This window comes from Nostoc sp. (assembly GCF_036916735.1).
Lineage (GTDB): Bacteria > Cyanobacteriota > Cyanobacteriia > Cyanobacteriales > Nostocaceae > Nostoc.
The window spans coordinates 61,505-81,249 of record NZ_JBALFV010000042.1; the positions used below are offsets into that span (position 1 = coordinate 61,505).

The window sequence follows — 19,745 nt, forward strand, 5'->3', positions numbered from 1 at the left end:
GGTGTAGGGGAGGGAAGGCTTCAGAGAAGAAGAATTTTCGCTCTGCTTCCCTAATCCCCAGTCCCTAGTCCCAACCTCTAATCTATTGCCTCATAATCAACCTGGGCAGTACTTTCTTCGTCAAAATCAAAGTTGAATTGTGGTATTAGTGTGCCATTCATTGGTGAGTCTACTTCTGGGGTAAAGAGACTAGCTGAAGCCTCTTCAGTCTCCTCATTTTGGCTGTTAGCTCGATTATAGACATCAGCACCAATTGCAAATAGGGTTTGTTGGAAGTCGTCTAAGCGCTGCTTAAATTCCACAGTGGAGATGCTGGAGTCAATCATTGCAGCTTGGAGTTGTGAAACTTTTTCACTAGCCAAAGTTTTCATCTGGTCGCCGATAAAGTTGCTATTATCCTTGATGGTGGATTCGTAACTGAACAACAGATTATCTGCTTGGTTTTTAAGTTCAACCAGTTCTTTACGTCTTCTATCTTCGTCAGAAAATAGTTCGGCTTCTTGGCGCATCCGTTCGACTTCGTTGTTACTCAAACCACCTGTATTCGTAATCCTGATACTTTGTTCTCTACCTGTACCTTTGTCTTGGGCAGAAACTTTCAGGATGCCGTTGACATCAATTTCAAAGGATACTTCAATTTGCGGCACACCACGGGGCGATGGGGGAATTCCTGCTAATAGAAACTTGCCGAGACTCTTGTTGTCTCGTGACATTGCTCGTTCACCTTGGAGGATGTGAATTTCTACCGAGGTTTGCCCATCAACTGCTGTGGAAAAAATTTGTGACTTACTAGTGGGAATTGTGGTGTTACGTTCAATAATTTTGGTGAACACTTCACCCAAGGTTTCAATTCCCAAGGACAGAGGAGTGACATCTAATAGTAAGAGATTATCAACTTCGCCACCCAACACCCCTGCTTGGATAGCCGCTCCCAATGCTACCGCTTCGTCAGGGTTGATAGAGCGATCAGGAGCTTTGCCATTGAAAAACTTAATTAGCGCGTTTTGGACTGCGGGAATACGGGTAGAACCACCTACCAAGATAATCCGATCTATGGCTTGTGGTTTGAGATCCGCATCTTTGAGCGCTTGGATCATTGGTTCGATGGTACTTTCAATTAAATTAAGTGCCAGTTCTTCAAATTTAGAGCGGCTCAGTTCCATCTCCAGATGCTTTGGTCCTATGTCATCAGCCGTGATAAACGGCAAGTTGATGGAGGTATTTACCATGCTGGAGAGTTCAATTTTTGCTTTTTCTGCTGCTTCCCGCAAGCGTTGCAATGCCATCTTATCTTGAGCAAGGTCGATTTTCTCTTGTTGCTGGAAGCGTTCTATCATCCAAACCACGATCGCATTATCAAAGTCGTCTCCTCCTAACTGGTTGTTACCACAAGTCGCTTTAACTTCAAAAACGCCATCCCCAAGTTGCAGTATCGATACATCGAAGGTACCGCCTCCTAAGTCAAATACTAAAATTAGCTGCTCTTGTTCTTGCTTGTCCAATCCAAAAGCTAAAGCCGCAGCTGTTGGTTCATTAATGATTCGCAGGACTTCTAATCCTGCAATAATGCCAGCATCTTTAGTTGCTTGTCTTTGGGCATCTGTAAAATATGCTGGTACGGTAATCACTGCCTGAGTAACTTCCTCACCCAAGAAGCTTTCTGCATCCTGTTTGAGCTTTTGCAGGATCATGGCAGATAGTTCTTGTGGTGTGTGGTTTTTTGAGCGAATTTGGACATCAACGGTATCGTCTCGACCTTTGATGCAGTTGTAGGGAACGCGATCACGTTCCCTTTGTGTGTCTTCCCAACGCCGCCCGATAAATCGTTTTATACTGTAAATTGTGTTTTCGGCATTGGTTACGGCTTGGCGCTTTGCCAATTGACCAATCAAGCGATCGCCACTCTTGCCAAATCCCACAATACTTGGAGTAGTTCGTCCACCTTCAGAATTAGAGATCACCAGTGGTTGACCGCCCTCCAAAACTGCGACGCAACTGTTAGTAGTGCCTAAGTCGATCCCAATAACTTTTCCCATAATTATCAGTATTTTTACCGAGTTTTCTGCTGTTATATGTCGCGGACTAAAATTTTTTGCTCAGAACCAAGGCTAGCGGATAACGTCTGTGGAACCCTTATTGCTGGTAGCAAAAGAGAAGTTTAAACACAGAGAGTTATCCAAAGCCTTGCTCTTATTTAGGTACGCGATGCTCGTCCTTGCTAGAACCCAGGCACTTCCGGTCAGCCAGGCGAGTGACTACAGCTTAACTGTTGGCTTGACTCGACTGATCTTCTAGTGCAGCAGGGGTATCTTCCTTAGGAGCAGCTACTTTGACCATTGCATGGCGTAGCACGCGATCGCCCAAGTAATATCCGCGCACTAACTCTTCTAACACTGTTCCTTCAGGATGTTCATCCGTAGGTTCGCGCATTACTGCTTCGTGCAGGTTCGGATCAAATTCTTGACCTTCAGGACGCATTGGTGATACACCCAAGCGCTTGAGACTATCTACCAATTGTTTGTAAACGCCTTGGTAACTTTTGTGCATGGTCATTTCGCCTTCAGATTGCGGTTTGAGGTGCGATCGCGCCCGCTCAAAATTATCGACCACTGGCAGCAATTCCAAAATGGTGTTCCGCTTGATCTGTGTCTCTAGCTCTTCTTTTTCTTTGCTGGTACGTTTCCGGTAATTCTCAAAATCAGCGGCAATCCGCATATATTGAGTACTACGTTCTTCTAGTTGCATTTTGAGAGAGTCAATTTGCCCTGTCAGTTCTGCCAAAGCTGCTGTTTCCACTCCAGTTTTCTCACTTGCAGCGGCGCTATTTTCTGGATTGAGATTAGCCGTATCCCCCGATACATTAGTTTGGGCTGTCACTTGCTCTGTTACCTCGCTACCAGATTCATTGAAATTAATTTGGGCTGGGGAGTCACTCTTCATTGCTTGCTTTACCTCTGTTGGTTCACCCAATTGCTGGCTTGTATTGTTTATCTGTTTATTTTCATCCATCATTGTCCACTCATTCCAGATGCTTTTGATGGCAGTGTATCTCTACAGCTTGCAATCGTCGTCATTTACGACTTGCTACTGAGGCTGATTTTGTTGCCGACAGGTTTCTGAAAATGATGTAACCGTCTTCTTATTGTGACAAATGGTGAACACGTTAGCCCAGAAGCCATTAAGGCGGTAACCCGAACGAGTAGCGCTAAATATGATTCGCCACTCATCTTATTCATGAGTCAGTTTTGTAATGAATTACTACTTAAAATTTAACCATTTATCAAAAATTGTCATTCCTTCAAAAGTGCTAAGTGTTGTTAGCGGTAGCGGGGCGTTTAGCCCGTGCTGAGTCAAATTTTTTGAATCCTGACTTTTTACCTCATGTGGAAAAACTAACGCGAAACCTAACCCCCAACCCTACAACGGTTGGGGGAAAATTCAAAGCCTCTTCCCTACTATGGAGCATTCATGAGAAATCAAAATAAAGCGCCTTTTGTCAATCAGTTAAAATACCCAAAATATTTTTATTGAAAATGATGATTGTCTGGATGCTCCCGGTAGAGGAGGCGTGAAAGGCCTCCTCTACCCTCTCTTTGACAATTAGCTAAGACTTCTAACTACAACTGCGATACAATTGCTGAAGCTGAATACTGACTCAGTTGGCTATCATTCTTTGTTAAAGTAAGAATTGCCTGCCAAGACTTGCCCTTTTTGTCTTTTAGCATCCAAACACTCAAGATAAGCGATTTATCGGCTTTAGCATCAATGCGTGTCCAGCCTGCTTGTTTAAATTGGGCTTCATAATGAAAAGCAAGGGCTTGACTATCTAGCTCAGTTTTCAACGTCGCCTTTGAAATCAAACTATCATTACCAACTCCAGACGTATAGGGGCTTACGCTTATACTGGTTTTAGGTGGAGCGCTCAATAAAGGTATTGGTGCTATATCAAATCTTTCAGCTGCATTAAGGTACAGTTACAGTTGCCGGAATTTATCAGAACATGGGTTGTTTGCATTGTTCTAACTATGACCAGCACTTAGAATAAGAAAACCAGAGTTCAGTAGAAGGCTTACATCTGTAAAAGTATTTGACCATCGTCGACTAATGACCGATAAGAAAGGTCCAGTTGAAGTCTTGCAGAATGTCGAACGTTCGGGAAGCGTTGAGTCTGTTGAAACAAAGCCGCGATTGGTTGTACGTGAGAATGCATCTAGGCTTTGCCATCCAGCAGACAAGAGCTGTTCTCGGTAAAAAGCTTGTACTTGTTCGGGTGATTAAGAAGCATCAAGGAAAATCTCAAAACTTTCTTGTTTGTCTGCCTTGTTACCCCTCTTCTGTCATTTTCCGAGAGGGCGAACGCTAGAAGCCTCATGAGGCAATCAATACAAGCTATACTATTATAAAAAAATTTGTTTTATATTTATTATTATAAAATAATCGCGCAATCGCTTGCTATACAAAAGCTCTAGAATTCAGAAATGGCAAATTTTTTTGGAGAGTGATAGAATAGGGGTATTATAAACAGTTAGGATTACGAGATAAATTCTGAATTTATCGTTAATGGTGGCAACAGTATTAAGTTTATTGATTGAGCGAGTCTTTTTCACTCAGCATTTAGCAATAACTTTCAGAGGCGGCTTGAGTTGTGCAGAAGTTGGGCGACTCAGGACTTTTTTAGTAAATGAGAATTCTGTCTCACAGTAGGGGAATACTTTAAGCAGAGGTTTCCCCTACTCAATTGCTCATTTATGACTTACTCGTCAGCACAACGGCGCAGTACCGCTCTAACTACCAGAACAGAGTTTTCGCCCTTCGGCAACAAGCTAGTGCAATCTGGCTATGTCAATACCGAACAGATGAGGCAGGCACTAATTGAAAGCCGCAAATCTGGCAGACCCTTAACAGAAGTATTAGAGTCAATCACTGGTCAACAACTATCGCCTGAGTTGCTCAGGCAATACAAAAAACAGCAGCTATTTGAACTAAAAATACTATACGGTGTTGAATTCCTCGATCCGGAAGTCAATTCCTTTGGCAACACGGAGATGGCAAACCTGATTGAAACTCTCATCCCAGTAGATATCTGTCGTCGCCATCGTTTAGTACCACTATCGAAATACGAAGACCAAACCCCGCCCTCAGTTTTAGTGGCGATGGTTGCTCCAGATAATCTAGAGGCTTCTGATGACCTGAATCGCATCTTGCGCCCCCAAGGCTTGGCATTGCAGCGCATGGTGATTACACAGGAAGACTACCAACAGCTAATCAACCAATATTTGGATGAAATGGCTGTTAAGCAAAAGCATTTAGAAAGAGAAAACGCTACAGATATTAGTCAGGATTTAGAAAATCTCGGAAATCTTGATATTGAGGATGCTCCTGAAGAAATGGAGGCCGATTTAGGGGCAGCAATGAAGGGTGCAGAGGATGCCCCAGTTATTAACTTAGTCAACAGAATCCTGGCTAAAGCTTTGCATGAGGGCATTTCTGACATTCATATTGAACCGCAAGAAGAAAATTTACGTATTCGCTTTCGGAAAGATGGCGTACTGCGTGAAGCTTTCCCCCTAATGCCAAAAAAAATCATTCCGGCGGTGACAGCCCGATTTAAAATCATCTCCAATTTAGATATTGCTGAACGCCGTCTACCCCAAGATGGACGCATCCGGCGGCTGTTTGAGGGACGTAAAGTGGATTTTCGTGTGAATACCTTGCCCAGTCGCTACGGGGAAAAGGTGGTGCTGCGGATTTTGGATAACTCCTCCACCCAATTGGGATTAGATAAGTTAATTACTGATCCAGAGACTTTGAATATTGTCAAGGATATGGTCAGCCGTCCCTTTGGTCTAATTTTGGTAACTGGGCCAACTGGTTCTGGGAAAACAACGTCGCTGTATTCTGCATTATCAGAAAAAAATGATCCTGGAATTAATATTAGTACTGTGGAAGACCCTATTGAGTACAGTCTTCCAGGGATTACTCAAGTACAGGTGATTCGGGAAAAAGGGCTGGATTTTGCTACCGCTCTGCGGGCTTTCTTGCGGCAAGATCCAGATGTGCTGTTAGTAGGTGAAACGCGGGATAAGGAAACGGCAAAAACAGCAATTGAAGCTGCATTAACTGGTCACTTGGTATTAACTACCTTACATACCAATGATGCCCCAGGTGCAATCGCTCGTTTGGGAGAAATGGGGATTGAGCCTTTCATGGTTTCTAGTTCCCTAATTGGCGTTTTAGCTCAACGTTTGGTGCGGCGTGTATGTTCTGAATGTCGTATTGCCTACACCCCCACAACCGAAGAATTGGCTCGTTATGGTCTATCAGCTTCCTCAGATGTCGGAGTTACTTTCTATAAGGCTAACACCTTGACATTAGATGCGATCGCAGAAGCCAAAACCAAAAATCAGCTTTGCTCAAAATGTAATGGGGTCGGCTACAAAGGGCGTTGTGGTGTTTATGAAGTTATGCGAGTTACCGAAAACCTGCAAACTCTCATCAACGAAGATGCACCCACGGAACGCATCAAGGAAGTAGCAATAGAAGAGGGCATGAAAACCTTGTTGGCTTACAGTTTGGACTTAGTGCGCCAAGGTTCGACCACTCTAGAAGAAGTAGAACGGGTAACGTTTACTGATACTGGTTTGGAAGCCGAGTTAAAAGCCAAACGCAAGACTGGTCTTACCTGCCGGACTTGCCAGGCCACATTGAAACCAGAATGGTTCGATTGTCCTTATTGTATGACATCTCGATTTTAAGACTAGTGGTCATTAGTCATTAGTGATTGACCCATGGTTAGTAACTTTAAACAAAGGACAAATAAAACATTAAAAGGAAGCAGAACTATGGAAATAATGATTGAAGACCTGATGGAGCAGTTGATTGAAATGGGTGGCTCGGATATGCATTTATCCGCAGGTTTGCCTCCCTACTTCCGCATCAGTGGCAAACTTACTCCCATAGGTGAGCATGTATTAACAGCCGATCAATGTCAAAGGCTGATTTTTAGTATGCTCAACAACACCCAGCGTAAAACCTTAGAGCAGACCTGGGAATTGGATTGTTCTTATGGTGTTAAGGGTTTGGCTCGCTTCCGGGTGAATGTCTATAAAGAACGTGGTGCTTATGCCGCTTGTTTACGGGCATTAAGTTCTAAGATTCCTAACTTTGAAAAATTAGGTCTGCCAGATATAGTGCGGGAAATGTGCGATAAACCCAGAGGACTTATTCTAGTGACAGGCCCTACAGGTTCCGGCAAGACAACTACCCTAGCGGCAATGATTGATTTGATTAACCGCACTAAGGCAGAGCATATTTTAACGGTGGAAGATCCAATTGAATTTGTCTATGAACCAATTAAAAGCTTGGTTCATCAACGGCAACTGGGAGAAGATACTAAGAGCTTTGCTAATGCTTTGAAAGCAGCTTTGCGGGAAGATCCAGATATTATTCTGGTGGGGGAAATGCGGGATTTGGAAACGATTTCTTTGGCGATTTCCGCAGCAGAAACAGGACACTTGGTATTTGGTACGCTACACACCAGTTCCGCCGCCCAAACTGTTGACCGGATTATCGACGTTTTCCCCCATGAAAAACAAACCCAAGTACGGGTGCAGTTGTCTAACTCGTTAGTGGGGGTATTTAGCCAAACTTTGGTATCTAAGAAAAACCCTAAACCTGGCGAATATGGTCGGGTGATGGCTCAAGAAATTCTGATTGTTACTCCTGCTATTTCCAACTTGATTCGAGAAGGCAAAACATCTCAAATTTACTCGGCTATTCAAACTGGTGGCAAATTGGGAATGCAAACTCTGGAGAAGGTTTTAGCCGATTTTTACAAAGCAGGAACGATTTCCTTTGAGGCTGCAATGTCTAAAACTTCTAAGCCAGATGAAATCCAACGTCTCATTGGTACTTCTGTACCACCGCAGGCAGCAGGTGCAAAACCTGGTGTGGCTGCCAAAGCCCATTAGAAAAACTGGGGATAAGGAGAATAACCCATACCCCATGCCCAATGCCCAATACTTCTCTTCTTAGGCTGTGCCCTAAGCGTAGCTATGCCGCAGGCTTTACGACTACCAAGAGGACAAGCTCAGTACAAGTGCCCGATGCCCCATCCCTAATAAATAACAATTATTTTGAATTAATTTATGCCAACCTACGTTGCCCGCGTTCGGGATTCTCAAGGAAAATCCCGAACAGAAAAAATTACTGCTGAATCCTTGGTACAAGCTCGTACTAATCTTAGAGATCAAGGTTTTGTAGTCCAAGAACTCAAACAATTTCAAGGATTTCAGCCAAGTTTTGATTTAAAAAAAATCCAGAATTCCTTTGTTAAGGTTTCTGTGAAAGACAAAGCCGTTTTTTCTCGTCAATTTGCTGTTTTGATGAATGCAGGGGTTGCGATCGTTAGAAGTTTAGGGGTACTTTCCGAGCAGTGTAGTAATATTAAACTCAAACAAGCCCTAATTGAGATTAGCAACGATGTTCAAAGTGGAATGAATCTTTCAGAATCAATGCGGAAGCATCCTGATTGCTTTGATGGATTATATGTGAGTATGATTCAAGCTGGCGAAATTGGTGGTGTTCTAGATGAAGTATTGAATCGTTTAGCCAAGTTGTTAGAAGATGTTGCCCGCTTACAAAACCAAATTAAATCAGCATTGTCTTATCCAAGTGTTGTGGGTTTTATTGCACTTGCTATCTTTTTGGGTATGACCATTTTTTTGATTCCGGTTTTTGCAAAGATTTTTACAGAAATCGGAACTGAATTACCACCTCTAACGCAATTTTTGATGGATGCTAGTCTATTTTTGAGAAGTCCGAAGGTTTTCGTGCTTATAGCTGCTCTTGTCGGATTAAAAATTGGCTTTACACAATACAGTAAAACTCCTGCTGGTCGCTTAACAATTGATCGTTTTTCCCTAAAGATGCCGTTATTTGGTGACTTAATTCAAAAATCTGCGGTAGCCCGCTTTAGCCGAACTTTTGGGTCCTTGACTCGTTCAGGTGTGCCAATTTTAACTTGCTTGGAAATTGTCCGAGATACATCAGGAAACGTAGTGATTGCCAATGCTATAGACGCAGCCCGTATAGAGATTCAACAAGGAGGTATGATTAGCATTGCTTTACAAAAAGATAGCGTTTTTCCAGCTATGGCAATTCAGATGATTAGTATTGGAGAAGAAACTGGAGAATTAGATGGAATGTTGATGAAAGTTGCCGATTTCTATGAAGATGAAGTCGAGCAAGCAGTAAAAGCAATGACCAGTATTTTGGAACCAGTTATGATTGTATTTGTAGGGGGAATGGTTGGAACAATTTTGCTAGCAATGTATTTACCGATGTTTAAGGTATTTGAAAAGATGGGATAGAGGATTAAAATTTAATAGTTAGGATTTATAAATTAAAACATTTTATTTAGAATTTTTAACTCTTAACTGATTAATTTAAAACTTACGCCAAAGTACATGCCGTAGTAGCAATTTATAAATTGCTACTACGTGAAAATAAGAATTTCGGTTATTGTTCGCGTAAGTCCTGTAATTTTCTTCTTAACTCCTAACTTCTAATTTGTAACCCCTCACCACTATTTAATTATGACTGTGCAAAAATCTCACTACGAAGCGAGTTTGGCAGAGTATACCAATCATCTAGCTGCGATCGCCTTACTAAAGAAACACCGACCATACTTAGAGATGATTCCCAGTCTGCGCCGTCCAGATGAAAGTGTCATCACTATACCCTTGCCAATTGTCCGTGTTCGCAACACTGCTACAACAGCCTCACAAACAATTTGCTTACCCTGTGATGTGGCAATTTTGATGTGCGATCCAGAGTGGAAAATCAAAACTGGAGCCGAAATTTTAGTCTTTATTCATCGTGCTCACGAAGACTTTTCTGATTTGTTAGGACGTTGGCGACAAACCCAAGTTTTACTAGACAATGATTATGAGTGGTTGATGCCTCTTTGCCACAGTCATATTTTGAGTGAGGGAGCTAATACTATATATCCTCTGTTTGTCGTTTTTAGTGAGACTTTAGAACGCATCCAAAGAGGCCTAGTGGGAGCCGAACTTCCATTTATTATGCAAACACCAGATTCGCTGCTTGAGGAGAATTTCACAGATATTTTCTCTCCAGAAATTTTACCACCTTAGAAAAGTTAGGAATTAATAGTGAGAAGTTTTGAGTTTAAAATCGCAAGTTCGGAGCCTCTAAATATGCTCTAAATTTGCGATTTTATATTTTTAACTCTTAACTATTACCTAACAAATTGAGGCATAATTTCGGCAGCAGTGAATATTCCATAGATGCCCCGTTGGTGCAATTGTTTACCAGCTTTGAGATAGCCAAAGGCAGGGCCGCAGACATTAGCTGCCATGCTGGTTTCATCTCCCAAAGTAAAGGTATGGGTGGAAATCTTCCCTTCAAAGGTGCGCCCTGTTACCTTAACGTTGGTACTAAGGGGCTTTTTAGGATTGCGAGTATCGACTACACCACCAACAGTAACGCGATCGCGCCCCACTATTCCCGCTACCTCTAGCATCACATCATCGGCGTGTTCCATATTCGTCAAGGTAAGCACGCCATTAGTTTTATCTAGTAGTGCTTCTACTTCGGCATCAGTCATCGCCTTAGCAGTTTCTACTGTATAACCAGGCATATGTCCAATATCTTCCCGAACAGTGGCGCGGTAAGCTTCCCAGTTGGCTATTCCCACCCCAAAGGTAATTTCGACTTGATGAATTTCGGCGTAGCTTTGGGCTGCTAAAGCGGCTGCGGCTGTTAACAATCCGGGTGTTGCACCACAGCCTGTCATGTAGGTAATCCCGGCTGCTTGCAGTTCTTCTTTCATTGCTAGTAGTTGTTCTACAGCAGTGGTGCGCTTAATTGCATCCACTAGCACCCCACGCCAACCAGACTTGATAAACTGCTTGGCTACAGTCGGAATAAAGTCATTTGGTAGGTTGGGTAAAGCCAGAAAATACCCATCCACAGGTTGAGCTATTTCAATTAGATCCTGAATACTTTGATTTGTTAACGTACCAACTGGCTCTAAATGACCTACCGAATCTTGGGACTGGTAGGTGGCGATGCATTCTTGAGTATTTAAACCATCAGCAGCGTAAGCGTAACCTTTATGATCTGCTGCTGCGACTAAAATCATTTCCCGTTTGCCAGCAAGTAGCTTGGCAGCTGCTTGTCCTAGTCCGCCGAAACCTAGTACTCCCACGCGTATAGCTGGCGCAATATTTAGAGAATTTTTGACTTTTTCGGAATTCATAGTCAATTAGTTAATTTGAATCAAAAGCCTTTAGCATTCGGCATCTCAGCTTCCGGCTTGTAACTGGTGGCTGATGGCTGATAGCTCAAAGCTATAAAGGTTAATTATGATTCATTATCCTATTGATGAGCAAAGTATCCCTGACAATGACTACAATCTACCCATCACCCGTAAGTTCGTAATCGACCACAGGGCGATCGTAGACAAAAAACAATACATTTCAATCGGTGAAGAAGTTAAGTGAATTGTGTCTAGAGTCTTCAGAAGATTAAATATAATAACGCTTCAAAGTTCCGTCTCTAACTCGATGCCACAGTTTAAATAATTTTTCTTGTTGTTTTAGCAGAGCATTTCCGATATCGCTTGAAACTCCGGGACGCTCGGATATTTTGATGAATTCCCATCCAGATATAGATTTAAGATAAAATAAATAATTGCAGTGGTTTAGGATGCTCTTTGCAACACACGTGCTAGTTCAGATAATCCGCAATCTTTCAAATGTTGATAAAAGCTTTCTTGTTTTAGCATACGGAGTTTTGCTAGTGAACGTATTGCATCTTCCAACTCTTTGACCCGATCTAATTGGTGAGCTAAACGAGCTGCTTGCTCTATAACTGTAGGATTATATTCCCGACGTATCAATTGTTTGGCATACTCGAATGCACCATCAAAATCTCCAATATCTCTAAGAGTTTCAATTGCTAAGATTATGAGCGAACCTCCTAATTGTTTTGGAGGAATATCCAGAATGAATTTTGCTGCAATTTCACTTTGACCTAGCTTAAGAGCAGTTTGAGATGCAATCAGTTTTGCTTGTATTTGAGTATTATTATCAATACTCTCATCATCACATAGAGGTAGAACAATATCCAGACTTTTAGCAGAACATTCTAGATCATCTAAAATATCTGCATAGCGTATAGATTGCTCTGGCTTTAATTCACCTCTGAGCCAAACAGGTTCTATGATACGAATAGCTCTTTTCTTTTCTTGTTTATCAAGCTTACGTTCTGCTAAATAGCTCTCTGCAAGAATTTGTTGTGCTTCTTCATCACTTGGTAGTAAATTAAGGAGTTCCCAACCAAAACTTCTAATTTCTTCTTGTCTGTGTCTTAGCCTGAAAAACCGCATTGCAGCACGATATACTTCTGGATGAGGGTAAAGGGCAACTAGCTCCAGAACATTCTTCTCCAACTTTTCTAGTGAGGGTACAACAAGTAATTGAGTACCTAATTTTTCAATTTCTACTTTAATATTTTCGCTAGAAAGTTCTAAATCCAATCCATAAAATAACCTCACATAATTATTTACTAGTTCTTTATGACTATCCGGAGTAGCAATTGCCAGAAATTCCTCTTTTTCTAAAGAGGGATAGGAGAACAAAAAAAACAGTTTAGTTTCATTTATTTCAAACAGTTGGCAGCATCTCTGCTTAAAGCTATCTAAATCTTCAGGTTTGGGAACACGTGACACAACAACCTTGACATCAATTGACTTCTTAAGTGCTTTGGCTAACGCACTTTGCTGGATGAGTTGCTTAATATGCTTGCTTACTTTGATACTTTCTGAACTTAAAGAAGAGAGCATTACAACTTCATCAGGTAGCTGCTGGGTGCAAAGACCAGCTATTTCGGTAATACCAGTACGGGAGTCTATAATCAAAAAGTCTGCTTTAAATTCTTTTTTAATACGGGCAATAAATTGCTGAAAAAATGCAATTCCATCGAGTTTATCAGAAAAAATCAGATTCCAGTTAAGCTGATTTAATTTTTTGTAGTATTCCTCAGAAAGGTACTGTCCTGCTGGAATAAGCCACAGAGGCGCAATTCCTTTAGAGGATTCAATTGGTACTTGAAGGCTTATTTCCTCAATAGTTGCTGGATTTGAATTTTGTTGCTGATAATCCAAAATGTAGTCGAGTAGACCTTTTTGATTAGCTGCTAACTCTAACCCGGCAAATTTGGCATCTATACCTGGTGCCTCCAGGTCAAAATCGACCATAACAGTTTTAAGATTCAATTTTGCTAAGTACACTGCAAAATTTGCTGCGGCAAGTGTTCTACCAACACCACCTTTATATGAATAAAAAGTAATAGTTTTCATGCTACGCTATCTGTCCCCCAAGAACCTCCTTGACGGCAACGAACTTGCTGTGCCTCACGACACGTGTCTCTCTCTTGTGCTGAGATTAAGTCAAAGTTTGGTGATGACTCCTCTTGCAATACTTCTGTATTATCTACATCTCCAAATATTTTATCGATGGCTGCTCTCACATCAATGTTATCCGAATCTAAGTTCGCTGTAATTACATTAATTCTCTGTTTTTTTACAATAATTGCTGCTTCAAAATCTGCTCCTAGAGCATTTAAGTATGCAAGTACGGAGTCAAACGTATGATCATTTTTAGTACTTTCTAGTTTAGATACCTGACTTTGTTGCACACCTAGACGTTGAGCTATTTCTGTTTGCTTGAGTCCAGAGCGCTTACGCACACTTCGCATTGCTTGAGTTAAAGCAAGTCGGAAAAGCTCCTGACGTTCAACAAGACGAGTCTTTGGTGTGTCAGGAACAATTTCATTTAATAAAGCTAAAGCATCACTGCCCAAATGGGGATTATTGTTCATCTGTTTTATCCTCCTTCGCGACTACTAAATCTCGCCGTTTAGCTGCAATATATATTTCATTGTGCGGAGTTTTACGCCCCTTTTTCTTGAAAGCGTGCAGCAAAACTAGACGCTTACCCGTTAGGGCGCAAAGAAAAATGCGGGGATTGTTACGAGTATTAGGCAAACGCAGTTCATAAAGGTTATCTTCTGTCTTGATTTTGTCTAAAATGTCTGAGCGTTCAATTATTAAGGCAAGTCCCTTCGTAGATATAAGAGAGAGGCGGAACTGAAACTGCTTATATTCCACTGGAGTGAGTGAAGAAGTTAGGAACTCATCAACTGGTTTTTTTCCATCTACCTCTTGGTAGGTAATAATCTGCCATTCTTCACTCACCGCAGACTCCTCATACCCTCTACTAATAATATGCCATATTTGGAATATTAGCTGATACTACAATATTATCAAGCTAAAAACTTGATTACCCTGTTTGTTTTGCGAAAATGCTAAATGCCTTCGGTTTTTGTTTTGGGAGAGTGGCAGAAAAGGGTTATAAGCGGTTGCTGTTCGCGCACCCCACTATCCTAGTGTTGGATTAAATTGCGTTTTATGTTGTACTGACACTTGAAGAAATACGGTCAACCTAAGAATAATGATTAATCTCCTCAAGAAAATCTATATTTTTGTAAATTGCCTTGCTGGCTATATTACCTCTAATGCTTATTTTGAGGACTTTTGCCGCTTACTTGACAAACTCAGTTGTTACCTTGACTAATCAATGAGGTTAAGAGAAACTAACTAAAGATTGAGGTGACTGCTTACAAAATTAATAATTTTTGTAAAGATTCTGAGATATATATGTTGAAAGATGGAACATTATTTAACAAATGGTAAGTTTGTATCTAAGTAAAAATGTTCCTACGGCTATATTTGTAGCCTTCTGCTAAGGCAGTAGAATTTAAGCGTACTTATCGTGGTTGGCCAAGAGCATGGAGACATTAGAGTTCATAATCTATCCAGACGGTCGGGTACAAGAAAAAGTCACTGGCATTGTGGGTGCTTCTTGCGCTGAGGTTACAGCAGCAATAGAGGCACAGCTGGGGCAAGTACTTAATCATGAGCCAACCTCAGAATATTTCGCCGCCAAGGTGCAGCAATCTAATGTGGCGAATACACACACCACTTACAGCGATTGGTAAGTTTTCACAGTAGTTTAGTGTAATTAATTCACAACCACCATGTCACACTTTAGCCAAATTAAGACTCAAATCCGTAACCTTGATTCTTTGAAAGATGCTTTAACTGAATTGGGCGTAGACTGGAAACCCGGCCCACGCGAAGTCCGTGGCTATCGCGGTCAAACCCATCCTGCCGAAGTTAGTATTGAGCAGGAAAATGGCTATGACATCGGTTTTAGATGGAATGGCAAAGAATATGAACTGGTGGCTGATTTGCAATATTGGCAGCAAAACCTATCTGTGGACGGTTTTTTACGCCAGGTAACACAGCGTTATGCTTATCAAACAGTTGTGAAAGAAACCGCACGTGTTGGTTTTCAAGTCTCTGAACAACAAAAAAATGAAGATGGTTCAATTCGCCTGGTAGTACAGCGCTGGAGTGCGTAATGGCTGATTTTCTGCCGTCGCCGGAAGAACAAGAAGAAAATCGTTCGGGTTTGGAACCAGAATTAGGGGGTTTTTTACGGGATGCCCCAGAACGTTCTGGTTTAGAACCGGAATTGGGTGGTATGCTGCGCCAAAATGGTGTTTATGTTGACGAAATCACCTGTATTGGTTGTAAGCATTGCGCTCATGTTGCACGTAACACATTTTACATTGAACCAGATTACGGGCGATCGCGCGTGGTTCGGCAAGATGGGGACGCTGAAGAAATTATCCAAGAAGCAATTGACACTTGTCCGGTTGATTGCATTCATTGGGTTGATTACACTGAACTGAAAAAATTAGAACAAGAACGCAAATATCAGGTAATTCCTTTAGTCGGTTATCCGGTAGAACAAGCAGTTGCTGCTAGCGAACGTCGGCGTAAAAAGCAAAAGTTAAAAACCAAAAAATCCCGTTATTAAGATAAAAACGTTAAATTAAGATAATAAAGGACTGGTATATCCAGTCCTTTTACTTTTTGTCATACTAGTTAATTTCTGATGTGTAATACCATTTTGAATTTTAGATTTTAGATTGGAAACCACTTATTGTATCTGGGTTTTCGCTGTCCATCTGTTGCAATCATTTTTGAAATTGGTATAAATCACATCAAATGGTAAAAGTTAGTATTGTTTGATATTTCTAAAAGGGATTTTTGTTTAAGTCCCATTAATCCAAAATTGGCAATCCAAAATCTAAAATTGTTATGGCTGCCTTCATTTAAAATTTAAAGGATCGTGCTGTGAAAGTAATTTTTCTACTTTCGCCTCGTCTAACCTAGCGGTTAATCTTCTAGTTTCATGCAAGTCTCTAGTAGTTTTCGCTAAAGTAAAAGTTGAGCCAATAGAGAAAGCCAAACCCATACCCATAAAGCCTTTTACCCAGCTATTTACAGGTAAGTTTACAATGCCGAAGGTGGTCATAGAAATAGAAAGTACAAAAGCTGCCCAAGTTTGAATAACCCAAGCTGGACTGTCTTTTTGAGTACCAATTGTTTGCATATTTCCTACCTTTGATATGAGTAATTTATCTCAATTCCTAATGTGTAATGATGCTCGTTCGCTCTTGGCGTCTCCCTTTGGCAAAAGACTCGCTAACGCTACACTAAGTAATTAAGAAAAGTCAGATTTAATCTGGGTTTCCAGACTTGTATCTATCTATAGTTTCATTTTAGAGAATCGGTGTTAATAGTAATTGTATTGAGTAGTAGGTTTACTGGTATTAATAGTAAGACCAGTTTGGTAACTGGACACTAAAAAGCAAGCTCAAGAGCAATTGAAGTAAGTAGAAACTGGCACAAGGTTTGTACCAGTTTTCTAAGTGGCATTAAACTGAAATCTTGCAGTATTCTTGATAAACCAACAAGCCCCCCAAGACTCGAAGTGCCAAGTCCATTTAAGTAGAATAAAAGCTTTTACTAGTCGTCTAAAGACGACTTTAGCTATTAGCCTAGTAATAAATTACTAGGCAGTTGTTGTGACTAATGCAATATCTCAGCTTAAACCGATTAATTTACTTTTATTCATCTGGAAAAGTCTGTACCTTACCATCAGGAGTGAGAACAACTCGAATTTTGACATTTTGTCCGCGTTTATTGGCGGAAACAAAAGGTTTACCAACATCAGGCATTCCAGCACTATCAACAAAGTCTCTTGCTGACTTATTGAGAGGAATAATTCGTTCAATTGTGCCGTCAACACTGACTATCAAACTATACTCTAATGTTTGTCCTAGTCCAGTGGGTGGTTGCCAACGTTTTTTTAAGTATTCTCTAGCTTCTGCTACTTGAGGTGTATCAAATAATGTGCCGGTAGCCACTTCTGTAGATTTGGGGCTTTGGCGTTCGTTCCCTAATTGATCGATAAAGGGATTATTATCCGCAGTTCTAGAGGAGGAAAGTTGAGAAGCAGGTTTCTCTCTAGGAGAAGATTGCTGTAGGGAATTAATTCTTTCCTCTAGCTGTTGTGAGGTTAGTTGAGAGGGTTGGGTAGCAGTATTGCCAGTATTGGGTATGGTGTTAAGAGGTGGGGGGACGACTGGTGAGATATTAGTTGGTAAGTTATTTGTGTTAGAAGATAGCCTGGGTGGTAAATCCCGCAGCTTAGGCAGAATACTAGGTTGGGTACTTGACCCTGTAGGGTTCTGTTCAAGATTTGGTAATATAGCAATTTCCTGACCTGGGATTTTGCTAGATCGTGCGTTAGCGTTCGAGAAGCGTCTCGTAGAGAAGCTCGCCGGAGGCATCGCTCGATTAGTGGAAAGGGTTGAAGTTTTGCCCTGAGGTATTGTTAATGCATTTAGAGGTGGCGGTGTAGAGAAACTAGAACTAGGGGCTGTTAGAGGTGCTTGGGGTAAAGTGGATGTGGAAAGTGGAGGGGTGGAACCTAGCAAATTATCTGATGGATTACTGAGTCCAGGTTGAGGCGTGGGAAAGTTTAGTGAAGGTGAAGTTTCTAAAGCAGACTTTACTGCTGCTGGATCTGCTGTTTTGGCAGTCTGTTGTTGCTTTTCCCTAAGGTTGTTAGCATATTGCCAAGTAACTGGTAAAAAACCTATACCTAATACTAATACTGCGGCAACAGGTGCCCAAGTAGGGAACCTTAGAGTCGAAGGGCTGTTGAGAGTTGGGAGTGCCATGACATCAGTTGAGTACTCATCTAAAGCAGTGGCCAAATCGAATAGTTGCAGCAGACTGAGTTGAACTACGGGGCCGGATGAGTGGTTGGCGAGAGAACCGAGAAATAAGTTGTGAGTTAAATGGCTGCTTGGTTCTAAGCGGATATTTCCCCCAGGAATCTGGGTATTAAAGGAATTTAATGTTTTTGTAGAGGACTTTAATTCCGGCTCACCTGATGCTGTGCTTGACTCTTGAATATCGGAGAAACTGAGGCAAAAGCTTTCTGGAGACTGTTGGAGGAATTGCTGTACGTAGCTTGCGACCGCATCACATAAAGCTTCGAGTTGATCGCGATCGCCCCGAATTGGAACTCTGTGTTCTTCTGGTAGTCGGGGATCATCAAAACGAAGCTCAAAGCTCAGGTGCTTAAGGACAGTTTTCCCCATCCAACGTGACAAAGGTGAGCTTTGCGCGAATACTTCTAGCGTGCAAGTAGGGGGTGTATAGCAACGAATGACAGAATTTGATAGAGGCATGGCAGGAACTGCGAAGAAGACTATTTGGGATTTTGCAAAAAGTTAAGCCAGTTGCTTGCAAAGAAAAGTTGGAAGGGTGGATTCTTCCACTCAGAATTTTCTTAAGTTCATTCTGTTATGCAAACTGATGTGCAAAGAGGAAGCAGTGCTGATAGTGCATTGCCCAAGGGCTAACAATCATCAAAAAGGAATCCTTACCTAGCAAACTTTCATGAGCGAATTTTGGTTGAGGAATTTCAAATCTAAAATCTAAAATTTTGTAGAACGGTCTAAAAGTGCTAGCCAGAGACGACGATGCCCACCAGGAGCACTGTAAAAAAGTAACTCTACAAGCAGTTTTAGTGCCAGGTTGGTAAGTAAATCCGTTGAGATTTTCTCGTCCTCTTCCATCCGCTCTTGGTAAGTGTTGCAAAAAGCATCAATATAATCTCCAAGTAAAGCAGCCTGGTGAGGTTCCCGGTTATTTCCTGCCATTTGTTCCAACAATCCGACAGCGCGGCGAATCAATTCCTGGTGCTGTTTGGCTAGGTAGCAGATGATCAGAACAAGTGATCGCGCTTCTTCGACATCTAACTTTTTTCGCCCTCCTTGACCTTTACGTAGAGGATTTGATTGGCGCAATCGCCATAAAGCTACGCGGTCTGGCACTCTTGACTCTAAATTCAGATCGGTTGCCGCCGAAAGCATTGCCTCTGAACCAATCCCAGTTAAGGTTTCTAGCGCCAACAGCACCAAGTCTAATTGGGTTTTGATATTGTCCCATTGAACTGTGTTTGGGGCTGGAAGCTTGATTAAATCCTCCCACTGGGAATTTGGAGTGGCTGAGTTGGCGGCCGAGTGCATAACTTTTAGCATAGGTGATCAAGCTGATAGAGGATGTTGCTGTTACCCATTTTGAAACCAGACTCTCAAGCATTAAGCTTGGTTTCCCATAGCTATGAGCCGCTTCAGGTAGATTTTTTTATGTGGTAAACAGCAGGTATCTTTGTCCTACTCTAGATGAAAATTTATTTTCGACAAAGTAGAAAAGTATCAATTCT

The 19,745-nt window shown here is 41.6% G+C and carries 19 protein-coding genes; 9 read left to right on the forward strand and 10 right to left on the reverse strand.

All coding sequences use genetic code 11. The features are described from left to right. Nucleotides 1-77 precede the first annotated feature (77 nt). The 3 genes from dnaK to V7L20_RS10920 form a co-directional block, all read right to left on the reverse strand. Nucleotides 78-2,036, reverse strand: coding sequence for a molecular chaperone DnaK (dnaK, locus tag V7L20_RS10910; RefSeq protein ID WP_334744092.1), 1,959 nt, complete (start codon nt 2,034-2,036; stop codon nt 78-80). A 226-nt stretch (nt 2,037-2,262) separates the two neighbouring features. Further along, nucleotides 2,263-3,012 (reverse strand): nucleotide exchange factor GrpE, encoded by a 750-nt coding sequence (gene grpE / locus V7L20_RS10915; protein WP_334744093.1) that lies wholly within the window; start codon nt 3,010-3,012, stop codon nt 2,263-2,265. A 605-nt stretch (nt 3,013-3,617) separates the two neighbouring features. Continuing rightward, nucleotides 3,618-3,842: a hypothetical protein gene (locus tag V7L20_RS10920; RefSeq protein ID WP_334744094.1), complete on the reverse strand. Its 225-nt coding sequence runs from the start codon at nt 3,840-3,842 to the stop codon at nt 3,618-3,620. A gap of 299 nt (nt 3,843-4,141) precedes the next feature. Between V7L20_RS10920 and V7L20_RS10925 the strand changes: the two genes are divergently transcribed. From V7L20_RS10925 to V7L20_RS10945, 5 genes are all read left to right on the forward strand, one after another. Then, a complete protein-coding gene (locus tag V7L20_RS10925) occupies nt 4,142-4,363 on the forward strand; it encodes a hypothetical protein (RefSeq protein ID WP_334744095.1) in 222 nt (73 codons plus the stop codon). 385 nt (nt 4,364-4,748) lie between these two features. Then, nucleotides 4,749-6,755 (forward strand): GspE/PulE family protein, encoded by a 2,007-nt coding sequence (locus V7L20_RS10930; protein WP_334744096.1) that lies wholly within the window; start codon nt 4,749-4,751, stop codon nt 6,753-6,755. 33 nt (nt 6,756-6,788) lie between these two features. Further along, on the forward strand, nt 6,789-7,970 hold the full coding sequence (locus tag V7L20_RS10935; protein WP_442943527.1) for a type IV pilus twitching motility protein PilT: 1,182 nt from the start codon (nt 6,789-6,791) through the stop codon (nt 7,968-7,970). 177 nt (nt 7,971-8,147) lie between these two features. After that, entirely contained in the window at nt 8,148-9,371 is a 1,224-nt protein-coding gene (locus tag V7L20_RS10940) for a type II secretion system F family protein (protein ID WP_334744098.1), read from the forward strand. 225 nt (nt 9,372-9,596) lie between these two features. Then, nucleotides 9,597-10,157, forward strand: coding sequence for a hypothetical protein (locus tag V7L20_RS10945; RefSeq protein ID WP_334744099.1), 561 nt, complete (start codon nt 9,597-9,599; stop codon nt 10,155-10,157). Between the two features lie 104 nt (nt 10,158-10,261). Here V7L20_RS10945 and bioU read toward each other — a convergent pair whose 3' ends face one another. Continuing rightward, complete coding sequence (gene bioU / locus V7L20_RS10950; RefSeq protein ID WP_334744100.1) at nt 10,262-11,284, reverse strand: (S)-8-amino-7-oxononanoate synthase BioU; 1,023 nt, start codon at nt 11,282-11,284, stop codon at nt 10,262-10,264. Nucleotides 11,285-11,390: 106 nt separating this feature from the next. Here bioU and V7L20_RS10955 point away from each other — a divergent pair, with 106 nt between their 5' ends. After that, nucleotides 11,391-11,528, forward strand: a complete 138-nt coding sequence (locus V7L20_RS10955) for a hypothetical protein (protein WP_334744101.1) — start codon at nt 11,391-11,393, stop codon at nt 11,526-11,528. A 200-nt stretch (nt 11,529-11,728) separates the two neighbouring features. Here the strand turns inward: V7L20_RS10955 and V7L20_RS10960 are convergent, their stop codons facing one another. The 3 genes from V7L20_RS10960 to V7L20_RS10970 are packed head-to-tail and all read right to left on the reverse strand — an operon-like array spanning nt 11,729 to nt 14,284. Further along, nucleotides 11,729-13,387 (reverse strand): tyrosine-protein kinase family protein, encoded by a 1,659-nt coding sequence (locus V7L20_RS10960; RefSeq protein WP_334744102.1) that lies wholly within the window; start codon nt 13,385-13,387, stop codon nt 11,729-11,731. After that, nucleotides 13,384-13,908 carry a helix-turn-helix domain-containing protein gene (locus V7L20_RS10965; RefSeq protein ID WP_334744103.1) on the reverse strand — a complete coding sequence of 175 codons (525 nt, stop codon included), beginning with the start codon at nt 13,906-13,908 and terminating at the stop codon, nt 13,384-13,386. The genes V7L20_RS10960 and V7L20_RS10965 overlap by 4 nt, the downstream gene beginning before the upstream one ends. Beyond that, nucleotides 13,898-14,284, reverse strand: a complete 387-nt coding sequence (locus tag V7L20_RS10970; protein WP_334744104.1) for a type II toxin-antitoxin system RelE/ParE family toxin — start codon at nt 14,282-14,284, stop codon at nt 13,898-13,900. Before V7L20_RS10970 ends, V7L20_RS10965 begins: the two co-directional genes overlap by 11 nt. A 593-nt stretch (nt 14,285-14,877) precedes the next feature. On the opposite strand from V7L20_RS10970, the gene V7L20_RS10975 reads away from it, so the two are divergent. From V7L20_RS10975 to V7L20_RS10985, 3 genes are read left to right on the forward strand one after another with little or no spacing between them, the layout of a single operon-like run. Beyond that, nucleotides 14,878-15,087, forward strand: a complete 210-nt coding sequence (locus tag V7L20_RS10975; protein ID WP_012406943.1) for a DUF2997 domain-containing protein — start codon at nt 14,878-14,880, stop codon at nt 15,085-15,087. Between the two features lie 39 nt (nt 15,088-15,126). Then, nucleotides 15,127-15,513 (forward strand): DUF1257 domain-containing protein, encoded by a 387-nt coding sequence (locus tag V7L20_RS10980; RefSeq protein ID WP_094328130.1) that lies wholly within the window; start codon nt 15,127-15,129, stop codon nt 15,511-15,513. Then, nucleotides 15,513-15,974 carry a ferredoxin gene (locus V7L20_RS10985; RefSeq protein ID WP_334744105.1) on the forward strand — a complete coding sequence of 154 codons (462 nt, stop codon included), beginning with the start codon at nt 15,513-15,515 and terminating at the stop codon, nt 15,972-15,974. The genes V7L20_RS10980 and V7L20_RS10985 overlap by 1 nt, the downstream gene beginning before the upstream one ends. A 294-nt stretch (nt 15,975-16,268) precedes the next feature. On the opposite strand, the gene V7L20_RS10990 is transcribed toward V7L20_RS10985, so the two are convergent. From V7L20_RS10990 to V7L20_RS11000, 3 genes are all read right to left on the reverse strand, one after another. After that, nucleotides 16,269-16,553 carry a YiaA/YiaB family inner membrane protein gene (locus V7L20_RS10990; protein ID WP_334744106.1) on the reverse strand — a complete coding sequence of 95 codons (285 nt, stop codon included), beginning with the start codon at nt 16,551-16,553 and terminating at the stop codon, nt 16,269-16,271. A 517-nt stretch (nt 16,554-17,070) separates the two neighbouring features. After that, on the reverse strand, nt 17,071-18,705 hold the full coding sequence (locus tag V7L20_RS10995) for a DUF4335 domain-containing protein (protein ID WP_334744107.1): 1,635 nt from the start codon (nt 18,703-18,705) through the stop codon (nt 17,071-17,073). A gap of 249 nt (nt 18,706-18,954) precedes the next feature. Next, on the reverse strand, nt 18,955-19,560 hold the full coding sequence (locus V7L20_RS11000; RefSeq protein WP_334744108.1) for a DUF3038 domain-containing protein: 606 nt from the start codon (nt 19,558-19,560) through the stop codon (nt 18,955-18,957). Nucleotides 19,561-19,745 lie beyond the last annotated feature (185 nt).